Origin of the sequence: Streptomyces tremellae (assembly GCF_039540215.1) — a bacterium.
In the GTDB taxonomy this organism is placed as follows: Bacteria; Actinomycetota; Actinomycetes; order Streptomycetales; family Streptomycetaceae; genus Streptomyces; species Streptomyces tremellae.
The window spans coordinates 12,664-36,106 of record NZ_BAABEP010000061.1; the positions used below are offsets into that span (position 1 = coordinate 12,664).

A 23,443-nucleotide genomic window follows, 5' to 3' on the forward strand; every position below is an offset into this window, starting at 1 on the left:
CGTACGGCATCCCGCCGCCCGCCATGCCCTCGCGCTCGCGGCCCGCGCGGCCTTGTGGGCGTGGGAGGCCGGCCATCGTGTCGCCGACTTGCACCCCCGCCCATGATCCGTCGTGCGGCCGACCGCGGGTTCTCCGCGGTGGGCCGCTGAGGAGATGTATCCCATGTTCCGCGTCATCCGCGCCGGCACCCTTCGCGCGCTGCGCGAGGCTGTTGAGACGGCCGAACGCGCAGCCGCGCAGGCCGAGCAGACGGCCGATCACACCGCTGAGCTGCGAGCCGACGACCACTACGACCACGAGCAGCAGATCACCGAGCTGCGTAAGCAGCTCGACGAGGCCCTGGCCGACCGGCAGGCGGCCTACGCCGAGACCCTCCTGGACGCGGAGGATCGCGTAGCCCTTCGGATGCTGCTGCGCACCGCCAGGAAGCAGGCCGCGCGTCAGGAGCGCGTCTACGCCCTGTTCCAGCGAGGGCAGCTGCACAGCATCCACGTCACGCAGGAGGCGGCCGAACTCGCCGCCGAGGCCGAGGGAGCTGCGCGCAGCGGCTGGAGCGCGTTCCCGCCCGGCGCCGCGCTGCCGCCGGCCACCGAGGTCCTCTGGCGCGTCCAGGCACTCCCCCTCAAGAACGCCGACTCCCGCAGCTGACACCCGACGATCGAAGGAGACAGACATGAGCAGCGAGAACGAGAACGACGACGGGACGTTCGCACGGTGGGTTGCGGGGCATCGCTCCCCGCGCGGGATCGTTCTGACGGTCCTGGGGCTCGTCACCGTGGGCATCGCGGTATTGTCGGTGCGGGTCAGCTACCAGGTCCTCACCCCGCACTTCGGCTGGTGGGCCGCCCCGGCTGTGGGGGCGCTGGACGCGCTGTGGGTGATCTTCCAGGCGACGGAAATCCTGGCCGGCAACAACACGGCGCGCGTACGGCGCGTGCAGTGGGCCGGACTGGCCCTGACCGCGATCAATGCGGCGATCCCCACGTTCGAGCTGATCGCGCACGCCGACAAGGCCGGCTTCGACCTCGCCTACGTGCTGACCCCGATCGCGATCGCCGCGACCAAGGGCACCTGGTGGGTGGCCCTGCCGGCGCTCGGGCGCCGGGTCTCCGCGAGCACGCGGCAGGCCATCGACACCAAGCGCCAGCACGTCGCCGACCGCCTCGAGGAGATGGAGGCAGAAGCCGCGCACCGCATCGAGCTCCTTGAGGCCGCGACCAGCCTGGATCAGCGCGTGGCCGCTGCCGAGACCGCGTATCGCCTGTCGGTCCTCAAGACCCGGCAGTCCACCACCGCGCAACTGCACAAGCAGGCGCAGGACACCGAGCTGACGCTCGCGGAGAAGGCACTGCCCGCGTCCGTCACGGCCATCGCCCTGCCGCAGCTCGACACGTGGGCCCCCGGCACGCCCGCGCTGCCCGCCGGGACGGACTCCGGCACGGTTACCGGCACGTCAACACCCGTCCGTCACGGCGACGTCACGCAGGTCAGCACCGGGATGGAGGGCTCCCCGTCGCAGTCCGGCATGCAGCCCGTCACGCACGGCGTGACGCACGCTGACACGCCGTCACGCGCGGGCGTCCCGGCCGTCACGGTCGAGCAGCTCGCCGCCGTGGCGGGCGTGCCGGCCCCGGTGGTCGGCGAGCGGCTGACCGATCTGCAGATGGACGTCGTCCTGCGCCACCTGCGCTACGCCGACGACCCGCCGCGCTCGTACCGCCAGGCCGTGGCCGACTTCCGCGAGGCCGGCTACGTCGGCTCCGAGGAGCGCGTCCGGCGCGTGTGGGGCGCCCTGATGTCGAAGGAGGAGGCCGGCACCTCGCGCGGCGCGGACACGTCCGCGCCGCGCGAGGCATCCGAGGACGACGAAGCAGACTCCGACGACTCGGAGGACGCGAGGGCCTGACCCCGTCCGGCACCACCAGTGAGGGCCAGCCCGCGCACCGCGGGCTGGCCCTTGCTGCGACTGCCGGAAACACACCGCAGTCAACCGGTGCAGACCCGGTGAGCGACCTGGCGAGCGGACGACCTGTTCGCAGACCACAGGGAGCAGACCCGGCGAGCACCGCATCCCACCAGCTCGCATGCCCGCGACCATCACCGCGGGCATGCCATGACCCCGTGAAGGAGAGGGGCGTTGGGCAAGAGAAAACAGCAGGTCAGCCACGACGAGGACCTGTACGGGCAGGCGGCCGGCGCGATCGGCGGCCTGGTCATCTCGTTCGGCATCCTCGCCGCCATCAAGGACAAGCTCGGCTTGTCCTGGCCCGTGACGGTCCTGGTGACGGCCGGGAGCCTGGTCTTCCTCGGCTACCTGGCCTGGCGCATCCGCAGCGCCGCGCGGCGCTGGTGGGGCCGCGAGCCCGGTGGTGCGAAGACCGCGGCGACGGCCCTGCAGCAGGAGGCCCCCGCGGCGGCCGCAGGCCCCGCGGAGGCGGCGCTTGAGGCCGCCGTGGCGCATCCGCAGCTGACGTCGGCGCTCGTCACGGCCGGCGCCATCGGCCGCGACCAGGTCATCAAGGCCGACGAGGTCACCATCGAGCAGGTCAAGACCGGCACGGTCTACGACTTCCTCGTGCCGCCCGGCCGCACCTACGCCGACGTCGAGCGGCGTCTGGGCCAGGTCGCGGGCGTCTTCGGCGTCACCCGCCTGCACCTCACCCTCGCCCGCAGCCGCGACAGCGAACGCCGCGCGCGCCTCCTGGTCCTCGACGAGCCCCCGTTCACCAAGCCGTTTCCCGCACCCTCCAGGCGCGAGATCGAGGCGTTCGAGGGCATCCCGTTCGGGCACGACGTCACCGGCCAGCTCACCGGCGTGCCGACCTTCGAAAAAGCATCTCTGCTGGTCGGCGGCATGACGCAGATGGGCAAGACGACCCTGATCAACGGCATCATCACATGTCTGCTGATCGCGTACGGAGAATTCGACCTGTACCTGCTCGACGGGAAATTCTGCGGGCTCACCCGGTACGCGAAAATCGCCACCCGCTACGAGGCATCGGACCAGCCGGTCGTCTTCGAGAGCATGGTCAACGAGCTGAACGACCTCTCGGAGCGGCGGTATTCAAAAATGCAGGAGGCCATCAAGAACAGGCAGCCTGCCCCGAAATTCCGCCCCGTCTTCTTCATCGTGGACGAAGCGGCCGACTTTTTCGCCAACGACGGATCCAACGAAGGAAAGGAGGACACGCGGCGGATCGCGGAAAGTACCCGCGGCCTGGTGGCCAAATGCCTCGAATCCGGTATCTCCACGGTTCTCCTGACGCAGCGCCCGGCGCAGAATGCCATTCCGGTCATGGTGCGCGACCAGTTCCTCTACCGCATGTGCATGTATGTGGCATCGGAGGGAACAGCGAAGGTCGCACTCGGAGACACCTATTTCGAGACCGTGGCGCCGATCAACCCGGCACTGCTCAACCCGGACATCAAGGGCCAGGGCGTCCTGTTCGCCAACGGCCGCTCCACCCTCCTTCGCGGATTCAACTTCAAAGACGAATTCGTCTGGGACGTCGTGGACGAAGTGCAAGACCGACAGCAGAAGGCAGTCGAAACCGCCCCGCCCTCCCCACTCAAGCAGGCCATCGATTTGATGCGGGACAAGGGCGTCGAGTTCATGCCCACCCCCGATTTGGCCCCGGCGCTCGGTATCACGGAAAGTGATCCGGCGGAGGCCGGAAAGAAACTGAACAAGCTCCTTGGCGTCCCCTCGTACCGAGCCGCCAAGGGCGTTCGCGGCTACCGGCTGGCCGACCTCACCACAGCCGCAATGTCCGATTCGTGACCGCCCCCGGGCACCGCACCCGGACCGCACCTCGACCGCACCCCCACCGTCACCCGGCAGCTCCGGGTGACGGTGCCACGTGCCCGGGTGCGGTCTGGGTGCGGTCGGGGTGCGGTCACGGGTGACGGTCCTGAACTGCAGAAACAACAAGACATCGGCAGAAGGAGAGCAGAGGCTCGTGAAGGGCTCCACAGCGGCCACGATCGGGATGGGGGCAACAGCGGCGGTACTCGTGGCCGCGCTCGTCCAGGGCGCCGCCGGCGACCCCGTCTCCACGGCGCTCAGCCTGGCCGTGCCCGGCAGGTACAAGTCGCTCATCGAGGAGGCCGGGAGCATCTGCCCCCAGGTCACCCCCAACCTCCTCGCCGCGCTCGTCACACAGGAATCCGGCTTCAACCCGAAAGCGACATCACAGGCGGGCGCGGAAGGCATCGCGCAATTCATGCCCGCCGCGTGGAAATCCCACGGATTCGACGGAAACGGCGACGGAAAAACGGACGTGTGGGACCCGCAGGACGCGATCCCCTCCGCCGCCGGATACCTGTGCGACATAGCAAGCGACGTCAAAGAGGTCCCCGGAAACAAGCAGGACAACATGCTCGCCGCCTACAACGCGGGAAGCGGCGCCGTACGCAAATACGGTGGTGTCCCCCCGTACAAGGAGACGCAGCATTACGTCCAGTCCATCACCGCCCTGGCCGACCAGCCCTCCGGCGGTAAAACCCTCACCGATGCGCAATCCGTCAGCGCGATCGACGCGGCACAGGACATGCTCGGCACCCCGTACTCGTGGGGCGGCGGAAACGCGAGCGGACCCAGCACGGGAATCTGCTGCTCCCCCGCCGGGCATTCCGGAAAGAGCATCACCGGATTCGACTGCTCGGGTCTGACCCTCTACGCGTATGCGCGGGCCGGTATCTACCTGCCCCGCACCGCGGCCCAGCAGTACGCCGCCTCCGAACCGGTAAAACCGGGAGACCAGCGCCCCGGCGATCTCGTCTTCTACGGCACCACCGCGGCGGGAATCCACCACGTCGGTATCTATATCGGCGGGGGATGGATTCTCGACGCGCCCCGTCCCGGTACCAAAGTCCGCATCGACCCCATGGGCGCGATGAGCGACCTGTACGCCGTCGCCCGCCCCGTACCCCATTCCAGCAAGGAGATCTGACGTGCGTTCCTTCATCGTCCTCGCCAAGCCCATGGACATGTCCTCCGGGTTCAGTGACTTCTTCAAGACCATCGGACTGACCAGCGGTGGTCTGGTCACCAAGGCCGTCGCCGCCGTCATCGGCGTCATCGCGGTGCTCATGCTGCTGAAGGCCGCCAACGACCCCAAGGGCGCGCTGCGGAAGGGCGCGATGGGGCTGGGCACGCTGTTCGTCGCGGTGGTCCTCGCCCTGTACGGCGGCGACCTGTTCTCCACCGTGACCAGCGCCAAGGGCTGACCGGTATGGCCTACCTCAGCGACAAGGCCGTCGGCTCGTGCGACAAGCTCTCCGGACTGGTCAAGGACTACTGCGAGAGCAAGCACCGCGCCGGCGGCAGTGGTGCCGGGGACCCGTGTTCCGGGATCCCCGGCCCGGTCAAGGACTACTGCGAGAGCAAGGGAGGCGGGGCCGGGGGCGGCTCCAGCGGCATCACCGGCAACGCCTCCAACTACGTCGCCGACCTCGTCGACAGGCTGAGCAAGACGGTCATGAAGTTGATCGCGCCGGGGCATACGTGGGCGCCGCAGAAGGCGACCAGCGGCCTGTACGCGCCGTTCCTGTGGCTCGGTCAGCACCTCGCGGTCGTCATCCTCCTGTGCGTGGTCGTGGTGTGCGCCCTGACGGCCTGGCAGGGCGCCCCGCGGCTTCGCCAGATGGGCGCGTCGACGGGGGCCGCGCTGGTGGCGGTGGCCGGTATGGCCGCCGTCCCCGGCGTGGTCGCCCTGCTCAACAGGGCAGTCAGCGCTGCGTTCGTAGCGGCGTTCGGCAGTGATGAGATGAGTCTGTTCGGAAATATCCGATCCGACATGTCGCGTGGGGCGGACTCGAAGAACCCGTTGGCGATCCTGATCATCCTCTCCGCGCTCGTGGTCGCGCTGGCCTTTGCGGTGCTGGTGTTCATAACCCGCAACCTTGGGATCCTCGCGTTCGTTTGCATGGCGCCCTTGGTGCTGGCCTCTCTGGCCCGCAGCGGAGACACTTCCGGAATCAAGATGTGGGCGCAGCGCCTCTTGGGGCTGATGTTCTGTCCCTTTGCACTGCTGCTGATCGCGCCGTTCGCGAAGATGGCGCACGGCTCGCTCGTGGTGGACGCGGTGCTCCTGGTCGCCGCGGACGCCCTGATGCTGCGGATGATCTTCCACGGCGTGCCCTACATCGGGCCGCGGGTGGCGGGCGCCGCACGGGAGCTGGTGGAGCTGCACACCACCAACCGCGTCGGGCACGCGGTGATGCGCGCGGGCGTGCCGAGCATGTACGAGATGGAGAACGCGCCGCGGGGGCACCACACTGTGGCCACTCCGGGCCGGGCCCTGCATCAGGACAGCGGGGTGCTGTTCGCCGCCTACGGCGTCAAGCGGCACGAGCGCGCGGCGCGGCTGACCACGACGTCCGCGGTGGCCAACGCCACCCGGGAGGCGGGGCGCAGCGCGCAGATCAGCCAGGCGCGCCGCGAAGCGCGGGCAGCAGCCGGTCTTCCTGCCCCGGGGCGGCGCCCGCCCGCGCCCGAGCGGGACGGCGCCGCCGGCGGCCAGGGGCCGCAGGATCCCGCGGCCCGGCCGCCGACGCCCCGCCCGGCCCCGCCGCAGGGGCCGCGCCCCTCGTAACCACCCGCGGCGGTTCCCGGTCCCGGCGGTCGTCCTCAGGGGGCGATCGGCGGGGCCGAGTTCTGCCGAGGATTCCCGGCCGCCTGGCCGCAGCACTCTTTGTGGAGGTATGTCGTGTATTCCCTGACGCCTGGTTACCGTCTCCCTGCCCTCCAGCGGGGCCTGAGCCCTGCCGAATCTCTGCTGACCAAGGCCAACGCCGGTGTGGGTGGCGCGGTGTTGATGTCGGCTTTGATCGCGCCGCCGCCGGTGTGGGCGTTCGGCGCGGTGGGCGCGGCCGCGGCGGCGCTGAACCTGGCGCCGGGCCCTCGCTCGATCGCCCGGTGGGCCACGGTCGGCTACCGGCACCTGCGCGAGCGCACCGCTCCCGACGCCATGACGGTCCCGGCCGGTACGACGGCCTCTTGGTCCCTGTATCCGGACCACGGCACGATGCAGGATGCGCAGCGCCGGGCCGGGTTTCACGAGGCGCTCTCGCAGGCGCTGACGTTCGCCGGCGGGCAGGCGCGCACCGCGGGGATCCAGGTCCACGTCACCCATCACGCCGCCGTCCGCGAGTACACCGCCCACACGCAGACGATCTCCGTCCACGTCCCCAGGGGCCTGATCAGCCAGCCCGAGCGGATCCTCGACACCCTGGAGAGCGAGTTCGCGCGCCTGGGGGGCCTGGCCCCGCTGACGCCGGACCCGCTCCCGGTGGTGGTGGAGCGGGGCCGCGGATGGGTCGCGCTGGAGGACGGCCGGTACGCGGCCACCGCGCGGATCACCGCCTGGCCGCAGGAGACGGGCGGGGACCTGATGCCGCGCCTGCTGCTCGGGCCCGGCCCGCAGCGCTCCCTCGCCGTGCTCTACCGGCCCCTGCCCGCGGGCCAGTCACGACGGTCCGCGAAGTGGCAGTCGGCTGCGTCCGAGGCGTTCACGCTCGACAAGGTCAAGGCCGCCGCCCAGGACCTGGCCTCCACCACCACGCACGGCGCCCTGGTGCAGGGCGCCGCCCTTGTCGACCTCGACGCCTACCTCACGGTGTGGGGCGAGAGCCCCGAGGCCGTCCTCGATGCCCGCTGGCAGACCTCGCTGGCCGCGGACCGCCACCGCATCCGCCTCGACTGGCTGCCCGGCCAGCAGCACCGCGCCCACGTGATGACCACCCCGCACGGGGCCTCGACCAGGAAAGGAGCGGTCCTCTGATGATCCGCCTGCCCTCCAGCCACGCCGCGATCACCGCCCCCCTCGTCGCCTCCAACACCGCGTTTCCCGGCATCCCGATCGGACGCTCCCTCCTGGACGGACGGCAGTTCTTCCTCTCCCCCGTCCTGGTCGACGCCGCCCTCATGCCCTCCACGACCAGCATCGCGTTGGGCGGTCTGGGCTCGGGGAAGTCGGCCACGGCGAAGGTCCGCATCCGGCGCGAGATCCTCGACCACCAGCACCAGGCCGTCGTCATCGACTCCTTCGGCGAGGACGTGTCCGGCGAGTGGGCGCCGCTCGTCCGCTCCCTGGGCGGCCGGGTCATCCAGGCCGGTGATTTCAGCCTCAACCCGTGCTCGGAGCTGTTCCCGCCGGCGGTGCGCGAGCAGCTGGTCCGCTCGCTGATCCTCGCCGTCGAACCCGGCGCGCTCAACCCCCAGGTCACCCACGCCCTCCAGCACGCGCTGGGCCACCCCAAGGCGACCTCGCTCAACGGCCTGGTCGGCGCGCTCGTTTGCCCGCAGGACGGCCGGTGGCCGGCCGCGCGGCTGACCGAGTGGGGCGAGCCCGCCGCGCTCGCCCTCTCCCGCTACACCGAGGGCGCGCTGACCGGCCTGTTCGACGGACAGGACGCCAGCCTGCCCGAGACCGACCTGCCCATCCTCAGCTTCGACTTCACCGGCCTGGACCGCAGCAGCCCCGCGATCCCCTCCCTGATGGCCGCCATCTCGTGCTGGGCGGAGCACGTGTGGCTGCCGCAGTCCACGGCCGTGCACCGGCACCTGGTCATCGAGGAGGCGTGGCAGATCCTCCTCTCCCCCGCCACCGCCGAGCTGATCCAGCGCCTGCTGAAGAACAGCCGCAAGGCGGGCCTGTCGCTGGAGGCGGTGATGCACACCCTGTCCGACCTGGGCGACGGTCGGGCGCGCGACCTCGCCCGGCTGTGCGAGGTCGCCCACGTCGGCCGCCTCAGCCCCGAGGAAGCCGACCTCGTCGGCGCACTGCTGGGCCTGCCCGACTGGGCCATCGCCATGATCCCCGGCCTGGCCCCGGGCCAGGCTGTGTGGAAGGTCGGCGCCGGGTACGTCGACGTCGTCGAGACCGTCCTGACCACCGACGAAGCCGTCCTGACCGACACGTCCTCCCGACGCCGCAACGCTCAGCAGACCCTCACCCAGGACCAGAGCACGCAGGGCGCCGCGACCGGGACGGACGAAGACGGTGTGCCGGCGGACCAGGCGGTGGCGATCGAGCAGGAGACACCGCAGTACGACGACGACTTCGCGGAGAACGAGCTCCCGGATGACGACGAGCTCCTGGAGGCCGGCGAGGAACCTGTGCTCGAGGACGGCGCGGACGACGCAGAGGATTGGGGGTGGGAGATGCCGCCGAACGTGATCGACCTCGACATCGACGTCCGCCACGAGCACGCCGTGCAGGCCGCGATCGCGGGACGGTACAACGAAGCCGCGCAGCTCGCCGCCCTCGGGGAGCGCGAGGACATCGCCGCCCACGGCGTCAACTCCCCCCAGGCCGCCGCCTGGCTGTCCACCCGCGCCCGCATCGCCGACGCCTGCGGGCGCCCCGACCAGGCCGCCCACCTGCGCGCCACTGTCGCGAACATGCAGAGGCAGGAGGAACCCCTCCAGGCCGTCGTCGGCGGGTTCACCGCGGAGCAGAGCGCGCCGTCGTGGGACAGGAAGCTGCCCGCCCTCTGCCTCGTCGCCGGCACCGCCGCACCCCGCGATCAGGAACGGGAGGCGCGGGTGCGCGCCTACAAGGGCCGGGCAGGAGCCGTCCTCCACGTCGACGGCGTGCACGCCTACGCGGTCGCCCAGTGGAGCGCCGACCGCGACCGGGTCACCCTGGAGCTGCGCAGCTACAGCGACCGCAACGCACGCTACCTGTACATCGAGTCCGCCGGGCACAGCGCCTCCAGCACCCGCAAGGACGGCTGGTACCCCGACACCCCCGAGATCACGCTGCCGGTGAGCGACCCCCTCGCAGACATCACCGTCACCGCCGCAGTCGGCGGCGTCAGCTGGCACGACGGGGCCCCGCCCATCGTCCGCACCGTCCGCCTCTCCCCCACCGGCACCGCATACGACGCGAAGACCGGACGACAGATCCCCACCGACCTCTAACCCACCCCCACCCGCCGCATCGCCGGGCGGCCGCACCGTACCCGCGCCGCGGCCGCCCTGCGACGCCTCGTACCGCCCGGGCCGCGTGGCTGACGTCTACGCAAAACCCCGACGCGGCGCCCACGCACATGCCACCGTCGTGACCATGAGGAAGGAAGAGGGCATGGCCAACACCAACACTGACTGGTTCACGAGCGGCCAGAACACACCACCCTGGTACAGCGGCCCCCAATCCCCGCCCGCAGCCCCACCACCCCCAAGCCCCGGCACCACGCTCGACGCGAAGCCCGCGCGGCGCCGCACATGGCCCTACATCGTCGCCGCCGCTGTGGTCACCCTCGGCACCGCGGGAATCGTCCACCACGTGCACGAGGAGCATGAGCAGAAGGTACGCACAATGAAGGCCGTCGCCTACAAGGGCCGCTCGGGAGCGGCTCTCCACCTGGATAGTGTCGACGCGACTGCTACTGCTTACTGGAGCGTCCGTCGGGACAAGGTGACCGTGGAGTTGTCCAGCTACTACGACCCTGACGCGCGATACCTGCACATCGACGCAGGCAGGAAGACCGCTACGAACGTCCGGAAGCACGGGTGGTACCCCCTACCCGTGGAGATCACGTTGCCGGTGACTGATTCCCTCGCGGACGTGACCGTACGGATCGCAGTCGGTGGGAAGAGCTGGCACGCCGGATCTCTGGGCATGGTGCGGACCGTGCGTCTGTCCCCGACCGGTACCGCGTACGACGCGAAGAGTGGGAAACAGCTCCCCAGCGACTTGTGATCCCGCGCCCTGCCAGGGCCCTCCACACCGTTCGGCCGTCCCCCGCGCCCGCCGCCCCGAAGACGGGGCGGCGGGCGCTGTTCGTGCCGTTGAAGGAGTCCACCGTGCTCATCTCCCGCGGGGGCGCCGGCTCGCGCGCCACCGCTCCCGGTCAGAGGAACTCCCTTGCCTTGGTTCGCAGGAGTGCGTGATGGCCGACCAGCTGGTCGATGTCGACCTCTACGCCCTGGACAGTTCGTTACCGGTCTACGGCTGGCGGCAGGCCAGCCGCGCGTACCTCGCTACTCGCCGCCAGCTGCGTGCGATGGGACTGCGTCCCGGCGGTCAGGAGCCCGTCGCCCGCCTCGAATGCCGCGGCGGCACGAAGTGGGCCTGGCTGTACCGGATCGACCTCGCGCTGCCGAAGCGCACGCCGACGCTCGCCCAGGAGGCCGCGCTCGACCGGGCTATGGCCGCGCGGCAGACGTGTCCGCAGTGCATGCGGCGCTACTTCCATTGCCTCCCGCTCAAGCGCTACGGCATGTGCCTGGAGTGCTACGACGGCACCCCGGCCCCCGTCAACTCCTACACGTCCGCGGCTGCTGCCTGACGCCCCGTCTCGCGCCCCGGTCCGGCCGGCGCCTCCCCGTTCTGAACAGCTCCAGGCGGGCCCAGTGCGGCCCATCCCCGACCACCAAGGAGAACCGCACCACTATGACCGTCACAACTCCCGCCGCGGGCACCTGTACCCGGGCGACGACCCGGCGGTCCTCATCCCCTGCATCCCGCGCGCCGTCCACACCCACGGCGTCTTCTCACGGCGCCCGCACCCGGACCACGACGGATGCGGCTGCGAGTAGGACGACACCTGGCGCATGGTCTGGGCGCCGGCCAGTGAACCCGGCGCCGTCCCGATCACCGCCCTGCGACACCCCGCCGCGACGGTGAAGGCCGCCAGCATCCCCAACCCCGACGAAGGCGCGCCCGCGACCTGGGCGCTCTGACACCCGGCACCACGAAGGCCCGTACCCCCTGCGAACGGCGCGGGGAGTGCGGGCCTTCTTGTGTTTCCGGACCGATCCGGTCGCTACTTTCACGCGTGAAAGTAGCTGTCAGCGTTGCGGAAAGCCCAGAGCCGTGGCGACCTTCGCGTAGTCCTGCGAGGGCCGGGAGTTCGGCGAGAGGATCGGCACCGCGCACTCGTTGCGGTAGATCTTCGTGGCGACGCCGGACCAGTGCACCGGCGGCAGCAGTATGTCGCCGTACTCCTCCTTGAGCTCGTTGAACGTCTCCCAGTGCTCCTCGGTCCCGAACGAGGCCGTGGGAGCGGCACAGGCCATCACGTACTTCATTTGCGGCCGGATCCCCCGCCGCTGGTACATGCGGCGCTCGCTGATCTCCTTGAGCTTCTTCTCCAGCCGGACCAGCGCGTCGGCCTCCTTGTAGGTGCACAGCACCGGCGGGATCACCGCGCCCTCGGTCTCTTCGTCCAGGAGCACGAGGGCCGTGACCGTCAGGCGGCCGTAGGTCGCCGGCGGGTCGATAAGGACGACGTCGACGTCGAACTCTTCCGCCAGGTCGTCCAGGCCGTCCTTGAGCCAGAAGACGTTCCCGTCCTCAGCGTTGAGGATCCGCTCCGCGTCGTCGATGTCCGGGTGATCGAGGTCGCCGGGAGCGATCCAGACGTTCGGGATCTCGGTGAACGAGTCGTCGCTGTCGCCGTCCGGGTCGGTGCGGTACCGGGCCTGGACGATGATGTCCTTGAGCTGCGCCTTGTCCGCCATCACATCGGTGAGGCTCTTCTGCCCCGGCTTGAACACACGACGGCCCAGCACCCGGGTGGCGTTGCACTGCGGGTCCAAGTCGATGACGAGGACGCGGTAGCCGCGCAGGCCCAGCTGTACGGCGAGGGCCGTGGTGGTGGACGTCTTGGCCGTGCCGCCGGCCTTGAGGGCGAAGATGAACACCTTGTAGGCACGCCGGACGTTCTGCGCTCTGGTCTTCGCGAGTGTGCTGGTCATCTGATCTCCGTGGAGGCTGAGCCATCCTGTCGGGGGCGGGCGGTCACTGTTTCCCGCGTGAAAGTAGCTCCACCTGCTGCTGCTCCCACTCGCTGAGCTGGTACGAGGCGCGGCTGGTGGCGAGGAACTGAACGTGTGCGACGTCGCGAGCGTCCCACGCCCGGTCCGGCTGAGCGGCCCGCACTTCGTCGGCGGCCAGGCCGATGGCGAAGGCAGCGCGCTGCATCAGGCCGGAGTCCTCGGATGCGGCGACGGCTGCGAAGTAGTCGGTGGGGCGCTTCTTGCTGGACGGCCCCTTCTTGAGCTCCACGAGCCACCCGTGGGCCTTGGCCGCGGCCTGCTTCCACTCGTTCGGGTTGAGCACCATGGTGACGAGCCGGGCGTTCGACTCCGCCCCCTTGGCGTACCGCTCCTCAGCGAGCAGCAGCCGGCACGCTAGGTCTCGCTGGTCCGCCGCAGCCTTGCGGAGCACCTCGGGATCGACGGTCGGGGCTGGCGAAGCGGTAGGCGCGGAGTCGTCGGTCGTCTCGATGACCGCGACGGCGGTCGGTGCGGCAGTGGTCTCGCCCGGCGCCGTCTCACCGCCCTTGCTGGGGACCGTCACCGGCTTCGGCGTCTCACCCGAAGGGGCCTGGTCCTCCCCGGCCTGGGTGGTGCTCTCCTCCCGCGGCTCCGGCACAGCCAGCGTGGTGGCGGACGACTTTCCCGCGTGAAACTGCTGCTGTCCCTCCAAGGTCACCCGGTTCTTGGCGGCCTCCACGGACAGCTTCTCGTCTCGCATCAGCTCCCAGCCGCGCAGCTGGAGGGCGTGTGCCTCCGGGGACTCTTTCTTCCCGTCGGCGTCCTTGAGGAGCGAGAGCGAGTAGCCGGCGCGCATCGACAGGTCACCGACGTGAATCGCCTGCTGGACGTCGTCGGGGAGCTTGAGGAGCGCGAGGTACTTCGACACCGTCCCTGCGGTGTATCCGGCCCGTTCGACGACCTCATCGAAGCTGAGGGTCCGGTCCTCGTCCTCGTGGACGCGCTGGCGCAGCAGGTCGATCGCCAGAGCCTGCTCGATCGGCGAAAGACCGGCGCGGCTGTTGTTCTCGGAGACCAGCTCTTCCTCGACGCGGCGGTCCCGGGCAATGTCGTCGCGCAGGACCGCAGGCATGATGCGCCCCGTCGCGAGCGCAGCGGCGTGCCGCCGGTGACCGGGGCCGAGGATGAAGGTCCGGTCGGGGTGCTTCACCCTGGAAGCCCACTGCGGATAGCACTCCATGAAGACCTTGGTGTGCATCACGATGCCCGGAGTGTGGACCCCGCGCTCGCCTACGTCCGCGATCATCGAGTCCATGTCGCGCAGCTCAAGCCGCATGTTCATCGGGTTGGGCGAAATGGTCTCCGGATCGAGCTCCAGGAGCTCGCCATTCTCGGGAGGCAGGGCGTGGATGTCGTGGCTGCCCGTGAGACCGGCCTTCTCGCGGTCGGCTCGCAGAGTGCCGCTACCGCCGCCCTCGCCCTTCTTCTTACGCTTCGGCCGAGGCAGCGGCGTCGTCATCTTGTCCTCCGGGGTGGTGCAACCTGTCGGACCGAACCCTAGCGGGCACGCGTCCCTGGCCTCAGCCAGACCGGATCGGTTTCACGCGTGAAAGTAGCTGAGCGGACCTCAGTCAGGGGCCGGTGAGGATGTCGTGGGTGCCGATGCGTCGCCAGATGATGTGCCGCTCGCCGGGACGGCATGAGGTCCCGTACTGCCAGGTGGCGCGCCCGGCCGGTCCGGTGCCTGCGGACCAGGTGAGTTCGTAGATCCCGGGGAAGCCGCTGACCTGCTTGACGCGGAGGCCGGCGCGGAAGTGCCCGTCGGTGTCGCGCAGGTCGTGGACGAAGGCGGTGACGGCCCGGCGGAAGCGGCGGCGCTGTTCGGGGGTGAGACGGCGCAGGTCGTTGTTGAAGCGGGTCATGGTCTCGTAGGTGGGCACGTCGGTCCTCCAGGCAGCAAGAAGCCCCCGGCGTTGCCGGGGGCGAGAGTGGGTGACGTGGTGCAGGGGTGCGGCGTCCTTGGCCGCTGGGTGGGGGAGCGGTACGCAGTAAGGCGCTCGTTGACGCTGGAGTCGTCTACTTGAGGTTTTCGTGGTGTGTGAGGCGGGTGTGGCGGGGTGGCCGCGCAGCATTTGCATGGCCCGGGTGGTGTCCGCCGGGCGGGCGCGGTGCCTCCGGAACTGCCCGTCGGGCGGGATCGGCCGTGAAGTTCCGGTGAACTGTCCCGCCTCACGGGATCGCTCTTTTTCGCAGGTCAGAGCCGGTGTCCCCTGTGGGGATGCTGAGTGTCGCGAAGGTCCAGAGGCGTAACGCCTGGCGTTATTACGTGCGCGGAGTTGCCTTCGGGGACGGCCGCCGCCCGGTCGGCCAGTCCCTCAAGGACGCCCAGGAGGTGGCCGGTCTCCCGCCGGGGCGGTGGCTGGGGCGCGGCCTGGCTGCGCTCGGGCTCACCGCGGGCGCGGAGGTGTCCGAGCGGCAGATGGAGCTCGCCTTCGGTCAGGGCCGGCACCCGGACGCCGACCGGATCGAGCGGCACCTCCTGGACGACGGCGCCGACGCGGCCACCGCCCGGCGGGCGACCGTCCTCGGGCAGCCGATCGAGGAGATCGAGGCCCGCAAGCAGACCCCGCTGATCGCCCTGGACTTCACCTTCCGCCCGCAGGCGTCCCTGCACGTGCTGTGGGCGCTGGGCGACGCCCACACGCGCCGGGTCATCGAGCGGGCGCACGAGCGGGCCATCGACAGGGCACTGCACTGGCTCGAAGCCCCCGGCGGGCGCCGGGGGCTGGGGGCGTGGAGCGCTGCGGTGCTGCTCTCCAAAGGGATAAGAGAGACGAACGCATCACTGGGCGCTCGGTGGCTGTGACCTGCGGGAAAGGGCTCGGACCTTTCAGGCGGCTAGGGTTTCGTCTGTGACGAAAATTCAGGGTGCTGACGGCGGGGACGGACGGGGGTCGGTGGCCGGTGAGGTGCGGGTGGTGCGTGAGCGGTTGGTCGCTCGTACCTGTGCCTGGTGCGGCGAAGAGGTCCCGTACGCGGGGACGGGGCGGCCGCCGGCGTACTGCGGCGCCGCGCATCGCACGCGCGCGTACGAGCTGCGCAGGGCGCAGGCCCGCGCGGAGCGCCCGGTGGGCGAGGGCGGGCGCACGCGGGAGCCGGTGACACAGGTCGTGGAGCGGACGGAGACGGTGGTGCGCACGGTGGTGCGTACCGAGCAGGAACGGGTGCCGGCGACGCGGTTGAGTGGTGAGCCGTACACGCTGCCCGAGGACGCGATCGAATGGGCGCAGGCCCTCGCGCATCTGCGCCAGGCCGCGGAACAGGGCTCGCTGCCCGACCTGGCCAGCGAGCCGCTCGCCCGCGCCTGCGAGGCCGCCGCGCGCGCTCTGCGCACCCGGTAGGCGCGGCCGGGCTCGCCCGCGGCTGCCGTTCCCGGCTCCGCCGACGTCGCCCGCGGGCCCGTGGCCGCCCCGAGGGGGCCGGCTCGCCTCCAGGCCGCCGCACCGCTGGAGCCGGAGGACGGTCAAGAGCCGACCGGGGCCGCGCTGGTTGCGCCGGCGGTCCTGACGGCGCCTTCCCACCCCCCCCCGGGAGGGGCCGGCCACAGGCCCAGGACTGTCGGCGTCCCGGACCTGACCTCCCTCGTCGGGGGCGACCGCAGGCCCGCCCGCCCGCGGCGCGACCGCCTGGAAGGCGCCCAGGCGTTCCCCGCGGACTCGTCGCGCGCGGCCCGCGCGCGGCCCCGACCGCGGCTCCGGTCGGCGTGTGTCCGACGTGACACCAAAATCGAACACGCGATCTAATGTCGATATGGACGCGACTGACTTCCCCGACGACCTGGTGCGGACGCAAGCCGCCTGGAACGCCACCTACGACGCGCTCGCCGCGTCCCGCCTCCGCGACACCACCGTCCTGCGTCGCCGCCTGCTGCGCCTGTCCGTACGGCTGTGGTGGCATCCCTACTGGCAGATGGCGCCCGCGGTGCCGGCGGCGCGCTGCGAACTACGCCGGCTGCCCCGCGCTGACGTGGGAGTCGACGGGTGCTGAATTTCGTGGCGGGTGGTGCTCGTGTGGCCAGTGCGCAGCATGCGCACGGCCACACCGGCGCCTCCGGGACGCCGGGCGCCCGCCGCGCGGTCGTCGTGCGGGCGCGTCGGCCCTGTCCGCGGCCGGCTCGGTGTGGGCGCGGTGCCTGATGATCGTGCCGCACGGGTAGAGGGGGTATGCGCATCGACTGCTGATCGTTGTGGACTGCCCCGGTGACCACACGCACCCTGTACCTCATCGCCTGCGCCGCCCCGCCCGCCCGACGCCTTCACGTACCCGTCCGCGCCGCCCAGGCGGCGGGCTGGGACGTGTGCGTGATCCTCACGCCGTCCGCGTACCGGTGGCTCAGCGAGGACACCGAAGGCGAGATCGAGGCCCTGACGGAGCTGACCGGACACCCGGTCCGCTGGCAGTACAAGCTGCCCTTGCAGCCGGACGTCCTGCCCGCCCCGGACGCGATCCTCGTGGCCCCGCTCACCAACAACACGCTCGCGAAGTGGGCGACCGCGATCAGCGACACCCTCGCCCTCGGACTGATCACCGAGGGCATCGGCCTGGGTCTGCCGATCATCGCCCTGCCGCATTTCAACGACGCCCAAGCCGCGCACCCCGCGGTGGCCGGCCACATCGCCTTCCTGCGCGAAGCAGGCGTCACCGTGCTGCTCGGAGAGGACGGATTTGTGCCCCACAAGCCGAAGCACGGCGACCTCGACGCCTACCCGTGGCAGGCCGCGATCGGCGCGCTCCCTGCCTGACCTCCGTCGGCAAAGGGCGGGACGCCAACCCTGGTGCTCCGCCCTCCTGTTCCGCAGCTCACGCCTTGCGTCGCGTGGTGCCCCGGCACCACCGATCTGACCTGATCCAACCTCTACTTGCCCATGCCGTCGGCCTTTGGTGGCGAAGCCGCACTACCGCGGCTGCCGGATGGGTAGCGTCGTTCAGCCGTAGATCGATCACAGGGGAGGATCGGCCATGAAGTGGAGCCCGACAGGGTGGGGAGCGAAGATCGTGGAGGGGGAGCGGGAGTATTCGCTGCCCGTGGAGAAGTGGGGGCCGAAGGAAGAAGCGATGGTGGCGATGCGGGACAGTCCTCGGCTGGTCCCCGTCACGAAGGTGCCGGGGTTCAAGGAACTGGTGCCGTACCACCGGGTGGTTTCGGTCCTGCCGGCCGCGCCCGGGTGGAAGGTGCAAGCCGAGCGGTTCGGCCCGTTCGATGCATTCGACGCGCCCATTGCCGCCTGGGTCATGGACGGGGAGGGCGTCTTCTGGCCTGTCATCGGCGTGAGCGAGCCCGAGGACGGGGGACCGCACCGGCCTTCCCCGGACGGCGAGTACACGGTCCGCCCGCACCTGAGTAGCGGTAACAAGATCATCGCCCCGGACGCCTGACGACCTGGGTGCCGGACCGGACAGCGGGAGCGACAGCATGGACCCACGCGGCGGGGACTGCGAGCAGCAGGCGCGCTACTTCGCGCCCAGGTCCGTCCTGGACGGCGCGGCGCTCACCGAGGTCCAGGAGCACCTGGCACGGGCCGTACTCGAGGTCATGCTGCTGGCCGGTCTGCCGCCGTACGACATCGAGGCGGCCGCAGACGGGCAAGAAGCAGGCGTGGCCTTGGTCCTGGACCGCCGCGGGCTGCGGGTGCAGTGGCAGCAGGACCCGCAGGCCCGCTGTCTTCCCTCCGGGCTGTGCGATGCCCAGCAGGCCGCGATGAACCAGGCGCTGCGCGCGATCCTGTCCGCACACCGGTTCCAGGTCGCTGACGGCCCGCTGGGCGAGGCGCCGCTCGTGCTGGGCTCACCCGCTCCGACGGGTGAGCCCAAGGACGGTGGCGGTCAGCGGTTGTTGCGGTAGGCGATGATGCCGCCGGCGACCAGGCCGCGGCCGCGAGCGGTGCGGAACTCCTCCCGAGACACCGAAGCCGGAACCGTCCCCTATGAGCTGTACGCGTTGGAAGCCCACGGCAGCTGAACTGGCGCGCACGACGGCCGTCTCCGGATCGACCGCTGTCGGCCCATGAGAGGCGTCAGCGCAGGTACGGTCAGCTTCGGCACGCAAGACGGCACACCACGAGGACCCAGGGGGGCCAATGGGTGTGGAGAACGGATCGCAGAGCATCCCGTGGGGCGGCGAGTGGCGACGCCACCTTCGCTCCGACGCCGAGATGGATCTCGTGCGCGCGTGGAAGCGCCGTGTCGACTGCCCGACCTGCAAGGCAGCCGCAGGGCGGGCCTGCCGCACCGCGGGCGGCAGCCCGACCAACGAACACCGTGCCCGCCGTGACGCCGTCGGCCCCATCCCGTACGAGGAGTGGCGGAAGGAGGGCCTCATCCCGGAGCAGCGGACGTACACGATTCCGGCCGTGCTCAAGGAGTCGGAGAAAGCCCGCGCCGACTACAACGTGGACACCGCCCTGGCCGACGGTGTGGCGGTCGTCCGCATGTTCCTCGCCGACCGGCTCGGTCTGCTCCTCCAGGGCGAGGAGGCCATGGACCGCATCGACGACGCAGTGCGCAAGCTGATCGAGGTCCGCGGCCCGGTGGGAACGGCCGACGTGGTCACCGTCCTCGCCGGCCAAGTCGCCTCGCTGCTGGCTGCGAGCGCCGGCCCCGACGGCGATCCGGAGGCCCTGTTCGACACCGTGGTCCGCGCGCAGCTCGACATGGCCCGCAAGGTGCAGAAGATCCAGAGGGAGCGCCCCCAGGGCTGACCCGGCCCGCTCGCTACGCCTGGCTCTGCTCCTGGGCTTCACCGGCAGCGGCGTAGCGGGTGAGGTCGACACCGGCCGAGCGGGCTTCCTTGAGCCGGGTGGACACCAGACCGCTGGAAACCTTCAGCTCGCGCGCGATCTCGTAGCCCTTCAGTCCCTGCCTGTGCAGTTCGACGATCTGGTCCCGGCGCTGCTGGGAGCGGCCCTCGTACGCCGCGCGTTCCTCGGCGATCATGCTGCGCACGGTCCGTGGGGACACGCCGAACCGGTCCGCGAGCTCGCGGACCGTCGCGGTGCGACGCTCGCGCCTGGGTCCCTGCGTCACGGCTTCCCCCTCATGTACTCGAGCATGGCTTCGGTGCGCTCGTCCCGGCGCGCAGCGCGCGCTGCGCCGCCCTTCTTGGCACGGGCGGACTGGATGGCGACGAAGGTGGCCTCGTAGACCGCCGCACCGTCCTTCCACATCCTCGACCGCGTCGTGATCCACCGGTGGATGCTGTTGGCGATCGCACGCGCCTCCACGGCCGGCAGCGGCTCACCGCCGCTCACCAGTCGTCAGGTGCGCTGCCCACCCACGCGATCGGCCGGCCTTCGCCGTTGCGGCCCCAGTGCGGTTCCTCCATCGAGGTCTCGTGCCCCTCGGGCAGGACGCAGATCCGCCCCCAGCGGCCGTGCTTGCCCGCACAGAGCCCGGCGAGCCCGTCTGCGTCGCCCGCCGCCACGGCCTGGTCGTAGCGGTCCTGGAATGGCTGGAGACGGGCGACCAGCTCCGTGCCCATCTCCGTCTCCGCCGCCTCCACCCGCTCCCGCGCCTCCTGGACGCCGGGGTCGGACAGCACGGCCGAGTTGACGTCCTCGGCCTCCGTGAAGGCCCTGGTGTGGGTGTGCCGCCGCACGGTGTCCCGCACGTGCTGCTCTCCGGCCTCGTGCTCGCCCGTGCTCATCACGCCGCTCCTGCCGTGGCCGCCCACTCCAGCCCGAGGCCGGCGAGCGCGGCGAGCTTGTCGACGGTCAGCTTGGCCCGGCGGCTCTTGCTGTTGCTGAGGAACACCCCGAGCTTGACCTCTGTCCCGTCCGGCAGCGCCTCTACGTGGGCCCTGGGGACCGTCACAGAGCCCGTGCGGGCCTTGTACTGCGCCAGGGCCGCAACGCCCTTCTCGAAGGCGCTCACGGGCGCCGTGGACGGCTCCGTCGGCGCGGCCTGCTCCACCGGGGCCGGAGCGGCGAGCGTGGTGACGCCGACGGCCTCCAGGCGCTCGCGCTGCCCGTCGGCCAGAGCTGCCCACACCTCGGGCCTGCGCTGCCGGGCCAGCCACTTGCCGACGTCCATGCCGTGCACGGTGAAGCCGGGCAGCACCTCCGCCGGCCCTTCCTCGTCACGCACCAGCTCCCGCAGCGCGGCGTAGTGCCGCTGCCACTCCGTGGGCCACGACGGGTTCCAGTCCTCGTCCACGGCCAGGAGCGCGGCCTCCCACTCCGGGTGACCCTCCAGCGCACCGGGACGGCGCAGGTTGGACAGCCACTGGCCGACCGGCTTGTCGAGCGCGGCCGCCGCCCGGGGAGCGCACAGCGTCCAGTGCTCCGCGAAGTACACCCGGGCCGCCGCCAGGTTTTCCTGGAACCGCGCGTCGGCCGCCGACCAGGCCATGCCCAGCTTCTCCAGCCGCGCCGCCCGCCGGCCGCTCATCTGCCCGGCCCCGTATGCCCGTCGCTGCTCCGCGACCCACTGACCGAGCGGGAACGCGCCCTCCTTGTGCTCGTACGGCACCCGGGCGTGGCCCTCGCGCTCCGCGTAGTCCTTGAGCTTCGCCCAGCCGCGCGCCCAGTCCTGCCGCTCCGTGTCGATCACGTTGAAGGACACCCAGTTGGCGACCATCACCGGATCACGCGGAGCCGCAAACCGGAGCAGGAGACGGGTTTCTTCCTCGTTATCGGCGGGCGCGGCACCGATGTATTCGGAGGGCTGCGCGACGTCCTTCTGAGGCTCCTGCGGGATCGCGAGCAATTCGACGGCCTCTTCGTCGTGAGCCCGAAGACCCTCAAGAACCTTCACCAGCGGCTTATACGAACCGGAGGTGAACATGTCCTCCGGCGATTCATCGGGCTGGAGAAATACCGGCACGATCAAAGAGGCCAGCTTTCCCTGTCCAGGCTTCTGACGCAGCGCCCGGCCGATCGCCTGCACGATGTCGTGCGGCGCACCCTTGGGGTCCAGGAGCGCCACGGAGTCCACGGCCCGGATGTCCACGCCCTCCCCGAGCACGCGGCAGTTGGAGAGCACGGCCCGCCGTGCGGTGGAGCCGAACTTCCCCAGCACGTCCCGCCGGCGCTCCGGGACGTGCTCCCCGCACAGCCAGTCCGCCCAGATCTCCGCCGGGTACTTCTCGGGCTGATCATCGTGCAGCCGCTTGGCCACGCGCTCCAGGCCCTCCGCGTACGCCGCGGCCTCTATGGTCCGGTGGTGGAAGGTAATGCAGGTCTGGAGGTTGTGCTGCTCCATCGTGTGCAGCAACGCGGCCTGGAGCGCCCCGAGGCGCTGCCCGCGGACCTCCTCGGTGTGCCGCTCCTCGCCCATCAGCCGCTCGGGCGTCACGACCGGGTCCTGGAGCTCCAGGACGATGATCTGGTACCGCGCCAGCAGCTTCCGAGACACCGCCGACGCCAACGAGAGCTTGTAGAGGACCGGCCCGAAGACCTTCTCGTCGTCCATGGAGGCCGCCATCTCGCGCGGCAGCGGGTCACGCACCCCCTCGGCGACTTCGCGGTTCAGCCGCTCCTCCCAGATCCGAGGCGTCGCCGTCAGGTACAGCCGGCGGTGCGCCGGGATCTTCGTCTGGTCGTGGATGTCCGCCCACGCCTTCCCCATCGACCCACTGGTCCGGTGCGCCTCATCGACCACCGCCAGGTCCACCGGGGCGAGCTTCTGCCCGTAGGCGCCCTCGAAGGCTTCTACGAGCACGCCCAGCGACGCGTAGGTGGCGTAGATGGTCACCGGCCCGGCGCTGTGCCACAGGGCCAGCTGCACGGGGTTCGTGGTGCTCCGCACCCCCAGGTGGAACAGCTCCGGGTCGTCCAGGGGCGAGCACACCATCACGGCCGGCCCCTTGTGCCCGGCACCGCTCCATGCCTTCACGGTCTGCGCCAGGAGATCCAGGGTCGGCACCACCACGAGAATGCGGCCCTTGGGAACAATCCGCTTTGCGGAGGCCGCCGCGATGATGGTCTTTCCCGTCCCGCACGCGGCGTGCACCTGCCCGCGCAAGCCATTCCAGGGAATGCCACCCGGCGGGACGTCGAGGCCGCGCACGATGGCGGCTACGGCCTCAATCTGGTGTTCACGCAGTTTCACGGCCATTCCCGTGTTCTCCTTTTCGCGGAATGCGACGCGTAATAGGAATAAGAGTCCGGCGCGGTGACTGGCGGGCCGGGGTGATGGTGTCTGACCCCAGACTCTACACACCCGGAACCCGTGATGCATCGCCCACGCGACAGGTTCGCCCTGGAAGCTGATACTTGACTGAATTTCGCCCCGCGCGTACGGTTCATAGGGTATGCTGGCGGGGTATTCGTGAACGTGAGCAGCCGGTTTCGAGGGTGGGGGAGGGGTCAGGGTGGAGCGCAGCGGAGCCCGTCACTGCGGTGGGGCCGGCACCCGATCGGGCAGGCGGTCCATCACCCTCGTTGCAGGGGTGGTGGGGAGGAACCCCAGGCCCTACACAGTTCCGCACGCGATGCACCTCCCCTCGTAGCCAGCCCCGGTGATCGCGCTTGCGCGGTCGCCTCCAATTCGCGCTTGCGCGAATTGCATTCCGTCCGGAATTCCGTTTACGGAATTCCATTCCCCCGCAAGCGGGGGAATCCGAATTGCGCTTGCGCAATTCGCGCTCTATGCCCCGGCTTGCCGGGGCATATCCCAGTCGGAGGCCAAGCGGTCTTAGGAAGACAACGTGCGAT

At 70.6% G+C, this 23,443-nt stretch carries 25 protein-coding genes; 18 read left to right on the forward strand and 7 right to left on the reverse strand.

Annotation, left to right across the window (positions count from 1 at the left end):
- Positions 1–163 precede the first annotated feature (163 nt).
- The 11 genes from ABEA77_RS28235 to ABEA77_RS28285 all read left to right on the forward strand — a co-directional run bounded on the left by ABEA77_RS28235 (position 164) and on the right by ABEA77_RS28285 (position 11,693).
- On the forward strand, positions 164–649 hold the full coding sequence (locus ABEA77_RS28235) for a hypothetical protein (RefSeq protein ID WP_345653538.1): 486 nt from the start codon (positions 164–166) through the stop codon (positions 647–649).
- A 25-nt stretch (positions 650–674) separates the two neighbouring features.
- The gene (locus ABEA77_RS28240) at positions 675–1,907 is read left to right on the forward strand and encodes a hypothetical protein (protein WP_345653541.1); all 1,233 of its coding nucleotides are present in this window, start codon (positions 675–677) and stop codon (positions 1,905–1,907) included.
- Positions 1,908–2,138: 231 nt separating this feature from the next.
- Entirely contained in the window at positions 2,139–3,782 is a 1,644-nt protein-coding gene (locus tag ABEA77_RS28245) for an FtsK/SpoIIIE domain-containing protein (protein WP_345653544.1), read from the forward strand.
- A gap of 178 nt (positions 3,783–3,960) precedes the next feature.
- Positions 3,961–4,953 (forward strand): bifunctional lytic transglycosylase/C40 family peptidase, encoded by a 993-nt coding sequence (locus tag ABEA77_RS28250; RefSeq protein WP_345653547.1) that lies wholly within the window; start codon positions 3,961–3,963, stop codon positions 4,951–4,953.
- A 1-nt stretch (position 4,954) separates the two neighbouring features.
- The gene (locus ABEA77_RS28255; RefSeq protein ID WP_345653550.1) at positions 4,955–5,230 is read left to right on the forward strand and encodes a hypothetical protein; all 276 of its coding nucleotides are present in this window, start codon (positions 4,955–4,957) and stop codon (positions 5,228–5,230) included.
- A 5-nt stretch (positions 5,231–5,235) separates the two neighbouring features.
- Positions 5,236–6,597: a hypothetical protein gene (locus tag ABEA77_RS28260; RefSeq protein WP_345653553.1), complete on the forward strand. Its 1,362-nt coding sequence runs from the start codon at positions 5,236–5,238 to the stop codon at positions 6,595–6,597.
- A 222-nt stretch (positions 6,598–6,819) separates the two neighbouring features.
- Positions 6,820–7,785, forward strand: a complete 966-nt coding sequence (locus tag ABEA77_RS28265) for a hypothetical protein (protein WP_345653556.1) — start codon at positions 6,820–6,822, stop codon at positions 7,783–7,785.
- Entirely contained in the window at positions 7,785–9,929 is a 2,145-nt protein-coding gene (locus ABEA77_RS28270; protein ID WP_345653559.1) for a hypothetical protein, read from the forward strand. The genes ABEA77_RS28265 and ABEA77_RS28270 overlap by 1 nt, the downstream gene beginning before the upstream one ends.
- A gap of 145 nt (positions 9,930–10,074) precedes the next feature.
- On the forward strand, positions 10,075–10,710 hold the full coding sequence (locus tag ABEA77_RS28275; protein WP_345653561.1) for a hypothetical protein: 636 nt from the start codon (positions 10,075–10,077) through the stop codon (positions 10,708–10,710).
- A gap of 190 nt (positions 10,711–10,900) precedes the next feature.
- Positions 10,901–11,299, forward strand: a complete 399-nt coding sequence (locus ABEA77_RS28280; RefSeq protein WP_345653564.1) for an RRQRL motif-containing zinc-binding protein — start codon at positions 10,901–10,903, stop codon at positions 11,297–11,299.
- Positions 11,300–11,564: 265 nt separating this feature from the next.
- A complete protein-coding gene (locus tag ABEA77_RS28285; protein ID WP_345653567.1) occupies positions 11,565–11,693 on the forward strand; it encodes a hypothetical protein in 129 nt (42 codons plus the stop codon).
- A 108-nt stretch (positions 11,694–11,801) separates the two neighbouring features.
- On the opposite strand, the gene ABEA77_RS28290 is transcribed toward ABEA77_RS28285, so the two are convergent.
- The 3 genes from ABEA77_RS28290 to ABEA77_RS28300 all read right to left on the reverse strand — a co-directional run bounded on the left by ABEA77_RS28290 (position 11,802) and on the right by ABEA77_RS28300 (position 14,671).
- Positions 11,802–12,710 (reverse strand): ParA family protein, encoded by a 909-nt coding sequence (locus ABEA77_RS28290; RefSeq protein ID WP_345653569.1) that lies wholly within the window; start codon positions 12,708–12,710, stop codon positions 11,802–11,804.
- Positions 12,711–12,753: 43 nt separating this feature from the next.
- On the reverse strand, positions 12,754–14,250 hold the full coding sequence (locus ABEA77_RS28295; protein ID WP_345653572.1) for a ParB/RepB/Spo0J family partition protein: 1,497 nt from the start codon (positions 14,248–14,250) through the stop codon (positions 12,754–12,756).
- Positions 14,251–14,362: 112 nt separating this feature from the next.
- A complete protein-coding gene (locus tag ABEA77_RS28300) occupies positions 14,363–14,671 on the reverse strand; it encodes a hypothetical protein (protein ID WP_345653575.1) in 309 nt (102 codons plus the stop codon).
- Between the two features lie 338 nt (positions 14,672–15,009).
- Between ABEA77_RS28300 and ABEA77_RS28305 the strand changes: the two genes are divergently transcribed.
- The 7 genes from ABEA77_RS28305 (at position 15,010) to ABEA77_RS28335 (ending at position 19,489) form a co-directional block, all read left to right on the forward strand.
- Complete coding sequence (locus tag ABEA77_RS28305) at positions 15,010–15,597, forward strand: relaxase domain-containing protein (protein WP_345653578.1); 588 nt, start codon at positions 15,010–15,012, stop codon at positions 15,595–15,597.
- A gap of 46 nt (positions 15,598–15,643) precedes the next feature.
- Positions 15,644–16,132, forward strand: coding sequence for a hypothetical protein (locus tag ABEA77_RS28310; RefSeq protein WP_345653581.1), 489 nt, complete (start codon positions 15,644–15,646; stop codon positions 16,130–16,132).
- 409 nt (positions 16,133–16,541) lie between these two features.
- Entirely contained in the window at positions 16,542–16,778 is a 237-nt protein-coding gene (locus ABEA77_RS28315; RefSeq protein WP_345653584.1) for a hypothetical protein, read from the forward strand.
- A 212-nt stretch (positions 16,779–16,990) separates the two neighbouring features.
- Positions 16,991–17,533: a flavoprotein gene (locus tag ABEA77_RS28320; protein ID WP_345653587.1), complete on the forward strand. Its 543-nt coding sequence runs from the start codon at positions 16,991–16,993 to the stop codon at positions 17,531–17,533.
- A 217-nt stretch (positions 17,534–17,750) separates the two neighbouring features.
- Positions 17,751–18,167, forward strand: coding sequence for a hypothetical protein (locus ABEA77_RS28325; protein ID WP_345653590.1), 417 nt, complete (start codon positions 17,751–17,753; stop codon positions 18,165–18,167).
- A 37-nt stretch (positions 18,168–18,204) separates the two neighbouring features.
- A complete protein-coding gene (locus tag ABEA77_RS28330) occupies positions 18,205–18,633 on the forward strand; it encodes a hypothetical protein (protein ID WP_345653593.1) in 429 nt (142 codons plus the stop codon).
- A gap of 235 nt (positions 18,634–18,868) precedes the next feature.
- Positions 18,869–19,489: a zinc finger domain-containing protein gene (locus ABEA77_RS28335; protein ID WP_345653595.1), complete on the forward strand. Its 621-nt coding sequence runs from the start codon at positions 18,869–18,871 to the stop codon at positions 19,487–19,489.
- A 13-nt stretch (positions 19,490–19,502) separates the two neighbouring features.
- On the opposite strand, the gene ABEA77_RS28340 is transcribed toward ABEA77_RS28335, so the two are convergent.
- The 4 genes from ABEA77_RS28340 to ABEA77_RS28355 are packed head-to-tail and all read right to left on the reverse strand — an operon-like array spanning position 19,503 to position 22,844.
- The gene (locus ABEA77_RS28340; protein WP_345653598.1) at positions 19,503–19,814 is read right to left on the reverse strand and encodes a hypothetical protein; all 312 of its coding nucleotides are present in this window, start codon (positions 19,812–19,814) and stop codon (positions 19,503–19,505) included.
- Positions 19,811–20,038: a hypothetical protein gene (locus ABEA77_RS28345; RefSeq protein ID WP_345653601.1), complete on the reverse strand. Its 228-nt coding sequence runs from the start codon at positions 20,036–20,038 to the stop codon at positions 19,811–19,813. The genes ABEA77_RS28340 and ABEA77_RS28345 overlap by 4 nt, the downstream gene beginning before the upstream one ends.
- A complete protein-coding gene (locus ABEA77_RS28350) occupies positions 20,035–20,433 on the reverse strand; it encodes a hypothetical protein (protein WP_345653604.1) in 399 nt (132 codons plus the stop codon). Before ABEA77_RS28350 ends, ABEA77_RS28345 begins: the two co-directional genes overlap by 4 nt.
- Positions 20,433–22,844, reverse strand: coding sequence for a DEAD/DEAH box helicase (locus ABEA77_RS28355; RefSeq protein WP_345653607.1), 2,412 nt, complete (start codon positions 22,842–22,844; stop codon positions 20,433–20,435). Before ABEA77_RS28355 ends, ABEA77_RS28350 begins: the two co-directional genes overlap by 1 nt.
- Between the last annotated feature and the right edge of the window lie 599 nt (positions 22,845–23,443).

Coding starts and splice junctions, on each gene's coding strand:
- ABEA77_RS28350 (WP_345653604.1), bottom strand. CDS start 20,433: ATGAGCACGGGCGAGCACGAGGCCGGAGAGCAGCACGTGCGGGACACC.
- ABEA77_RS28330 (WP_345653593.1), top strand. CDS start 18,205: ATGGACCCACGCGGCGGGGACTGCGAGCAGCAGGCGCGCTACTTCGCG.
- ABEA77_RS28285 (WP_345653567.1), top strand. CDS start 11,565: ATGGTCTGGGCGCCGGCCAGTGAACCCGGCGCCGTCCCGATCACCGCC.
- ABEA77_RS28265 (WP_345653556.1), top strand. CDS start 6,820: ATGTCGGCTTTGATCGCGCCGCCGCCGGTGTGGGCGTTCGGCGCGGTG.
- ABEA77_RS28335 (WP_345653595.1), top strand. CDS start 18,869: ATGGGTGTGGAGAACGGATCGCAGAGCATCCCGTGGGGCGGCGAGTGG.
- ABEA77_RS28315 (WP_345653584.1), top strand. CDS start 16,542: ATGGACGCGACTGACTTCCCCGACGACCTGGTGCGGACGCAAGCCGCC.
- ABEA77_RS28355 (WP_345653607.1), bottom strand. CDS start 22,844: ATGGCCGTGAAACTGCGTGAACACCAGATTGAGGCCGTAGCCGCCATC.
- ABEA77_RS28270 (WP_345653559.1), top strand. CDS start 7,785: ATGATCCGCCTGCCCTCCAGCCACGCCGCGATCACCGCCCCCCTCGTC.
- ABEA77_RS28280 (WP_345653564.1), top strand. CDS start 10,901: ATGGCCGACCAGCTGGTCGATGTCGACCTCTACGCCCTGGACAGTTCG.
- ABEA77_RS28290 (WP_345653569.1), bottom strand. CDS start 12,710: ATGACCAGCACACTCGCGAAGACCAGAGCGCAGAACGTCCGGCGTGCC.
- ABEA77_RS28305 (WP_345653578.1), top strand. CDS start 15,010: ATGCTGAGTGTCGCGAAGGTCCAGAGGCGTAACGCCTGGCGTTATTAC.
- ABEA77_RS28325 (WP_345653590.1), top strand. CDS start 17,751: ATGAAGTGGAGCCCGACAGGGTGGGGAGCGAAGATCGTGGAGGGGGAG.
- ABEA77_RS28260 (WP_345653553.1), top strand. CDS start 5,236: ATGGCCTACCTCAGCGACAAGGCCGTCGGCTCGTGCGACAAGCTCTCC.
- ABEA77_RS28275 (WP_345653561.1), top strand. CDS start 10,075: ATGAGGAAGGAAGAGGGCATGGCCAACACCAACACTGACTGGTTCACG.
- ABEA77_RS28295 (WP_345653572.1), bottom strand. CDS start 14,250: ATGACGACGCCGCTGCCTCGGCCGAAGCGTAAGAAGAAGGGCGAGGGC.
- ABEA77_RS28235 (WP_345653538.1), top strand. CDS start 164: ATGTTCCGCGTCATCCGCGCCGGCACCCTTCGCGCGCTGCGCGAGGCT.
- ABEA77_RS28240 (WP_345653541.1), top strand. CDS start 675: ATGAGCAGCGAGAACGAGAACGACGACGGGACGTTCGCACGGTGGGTT.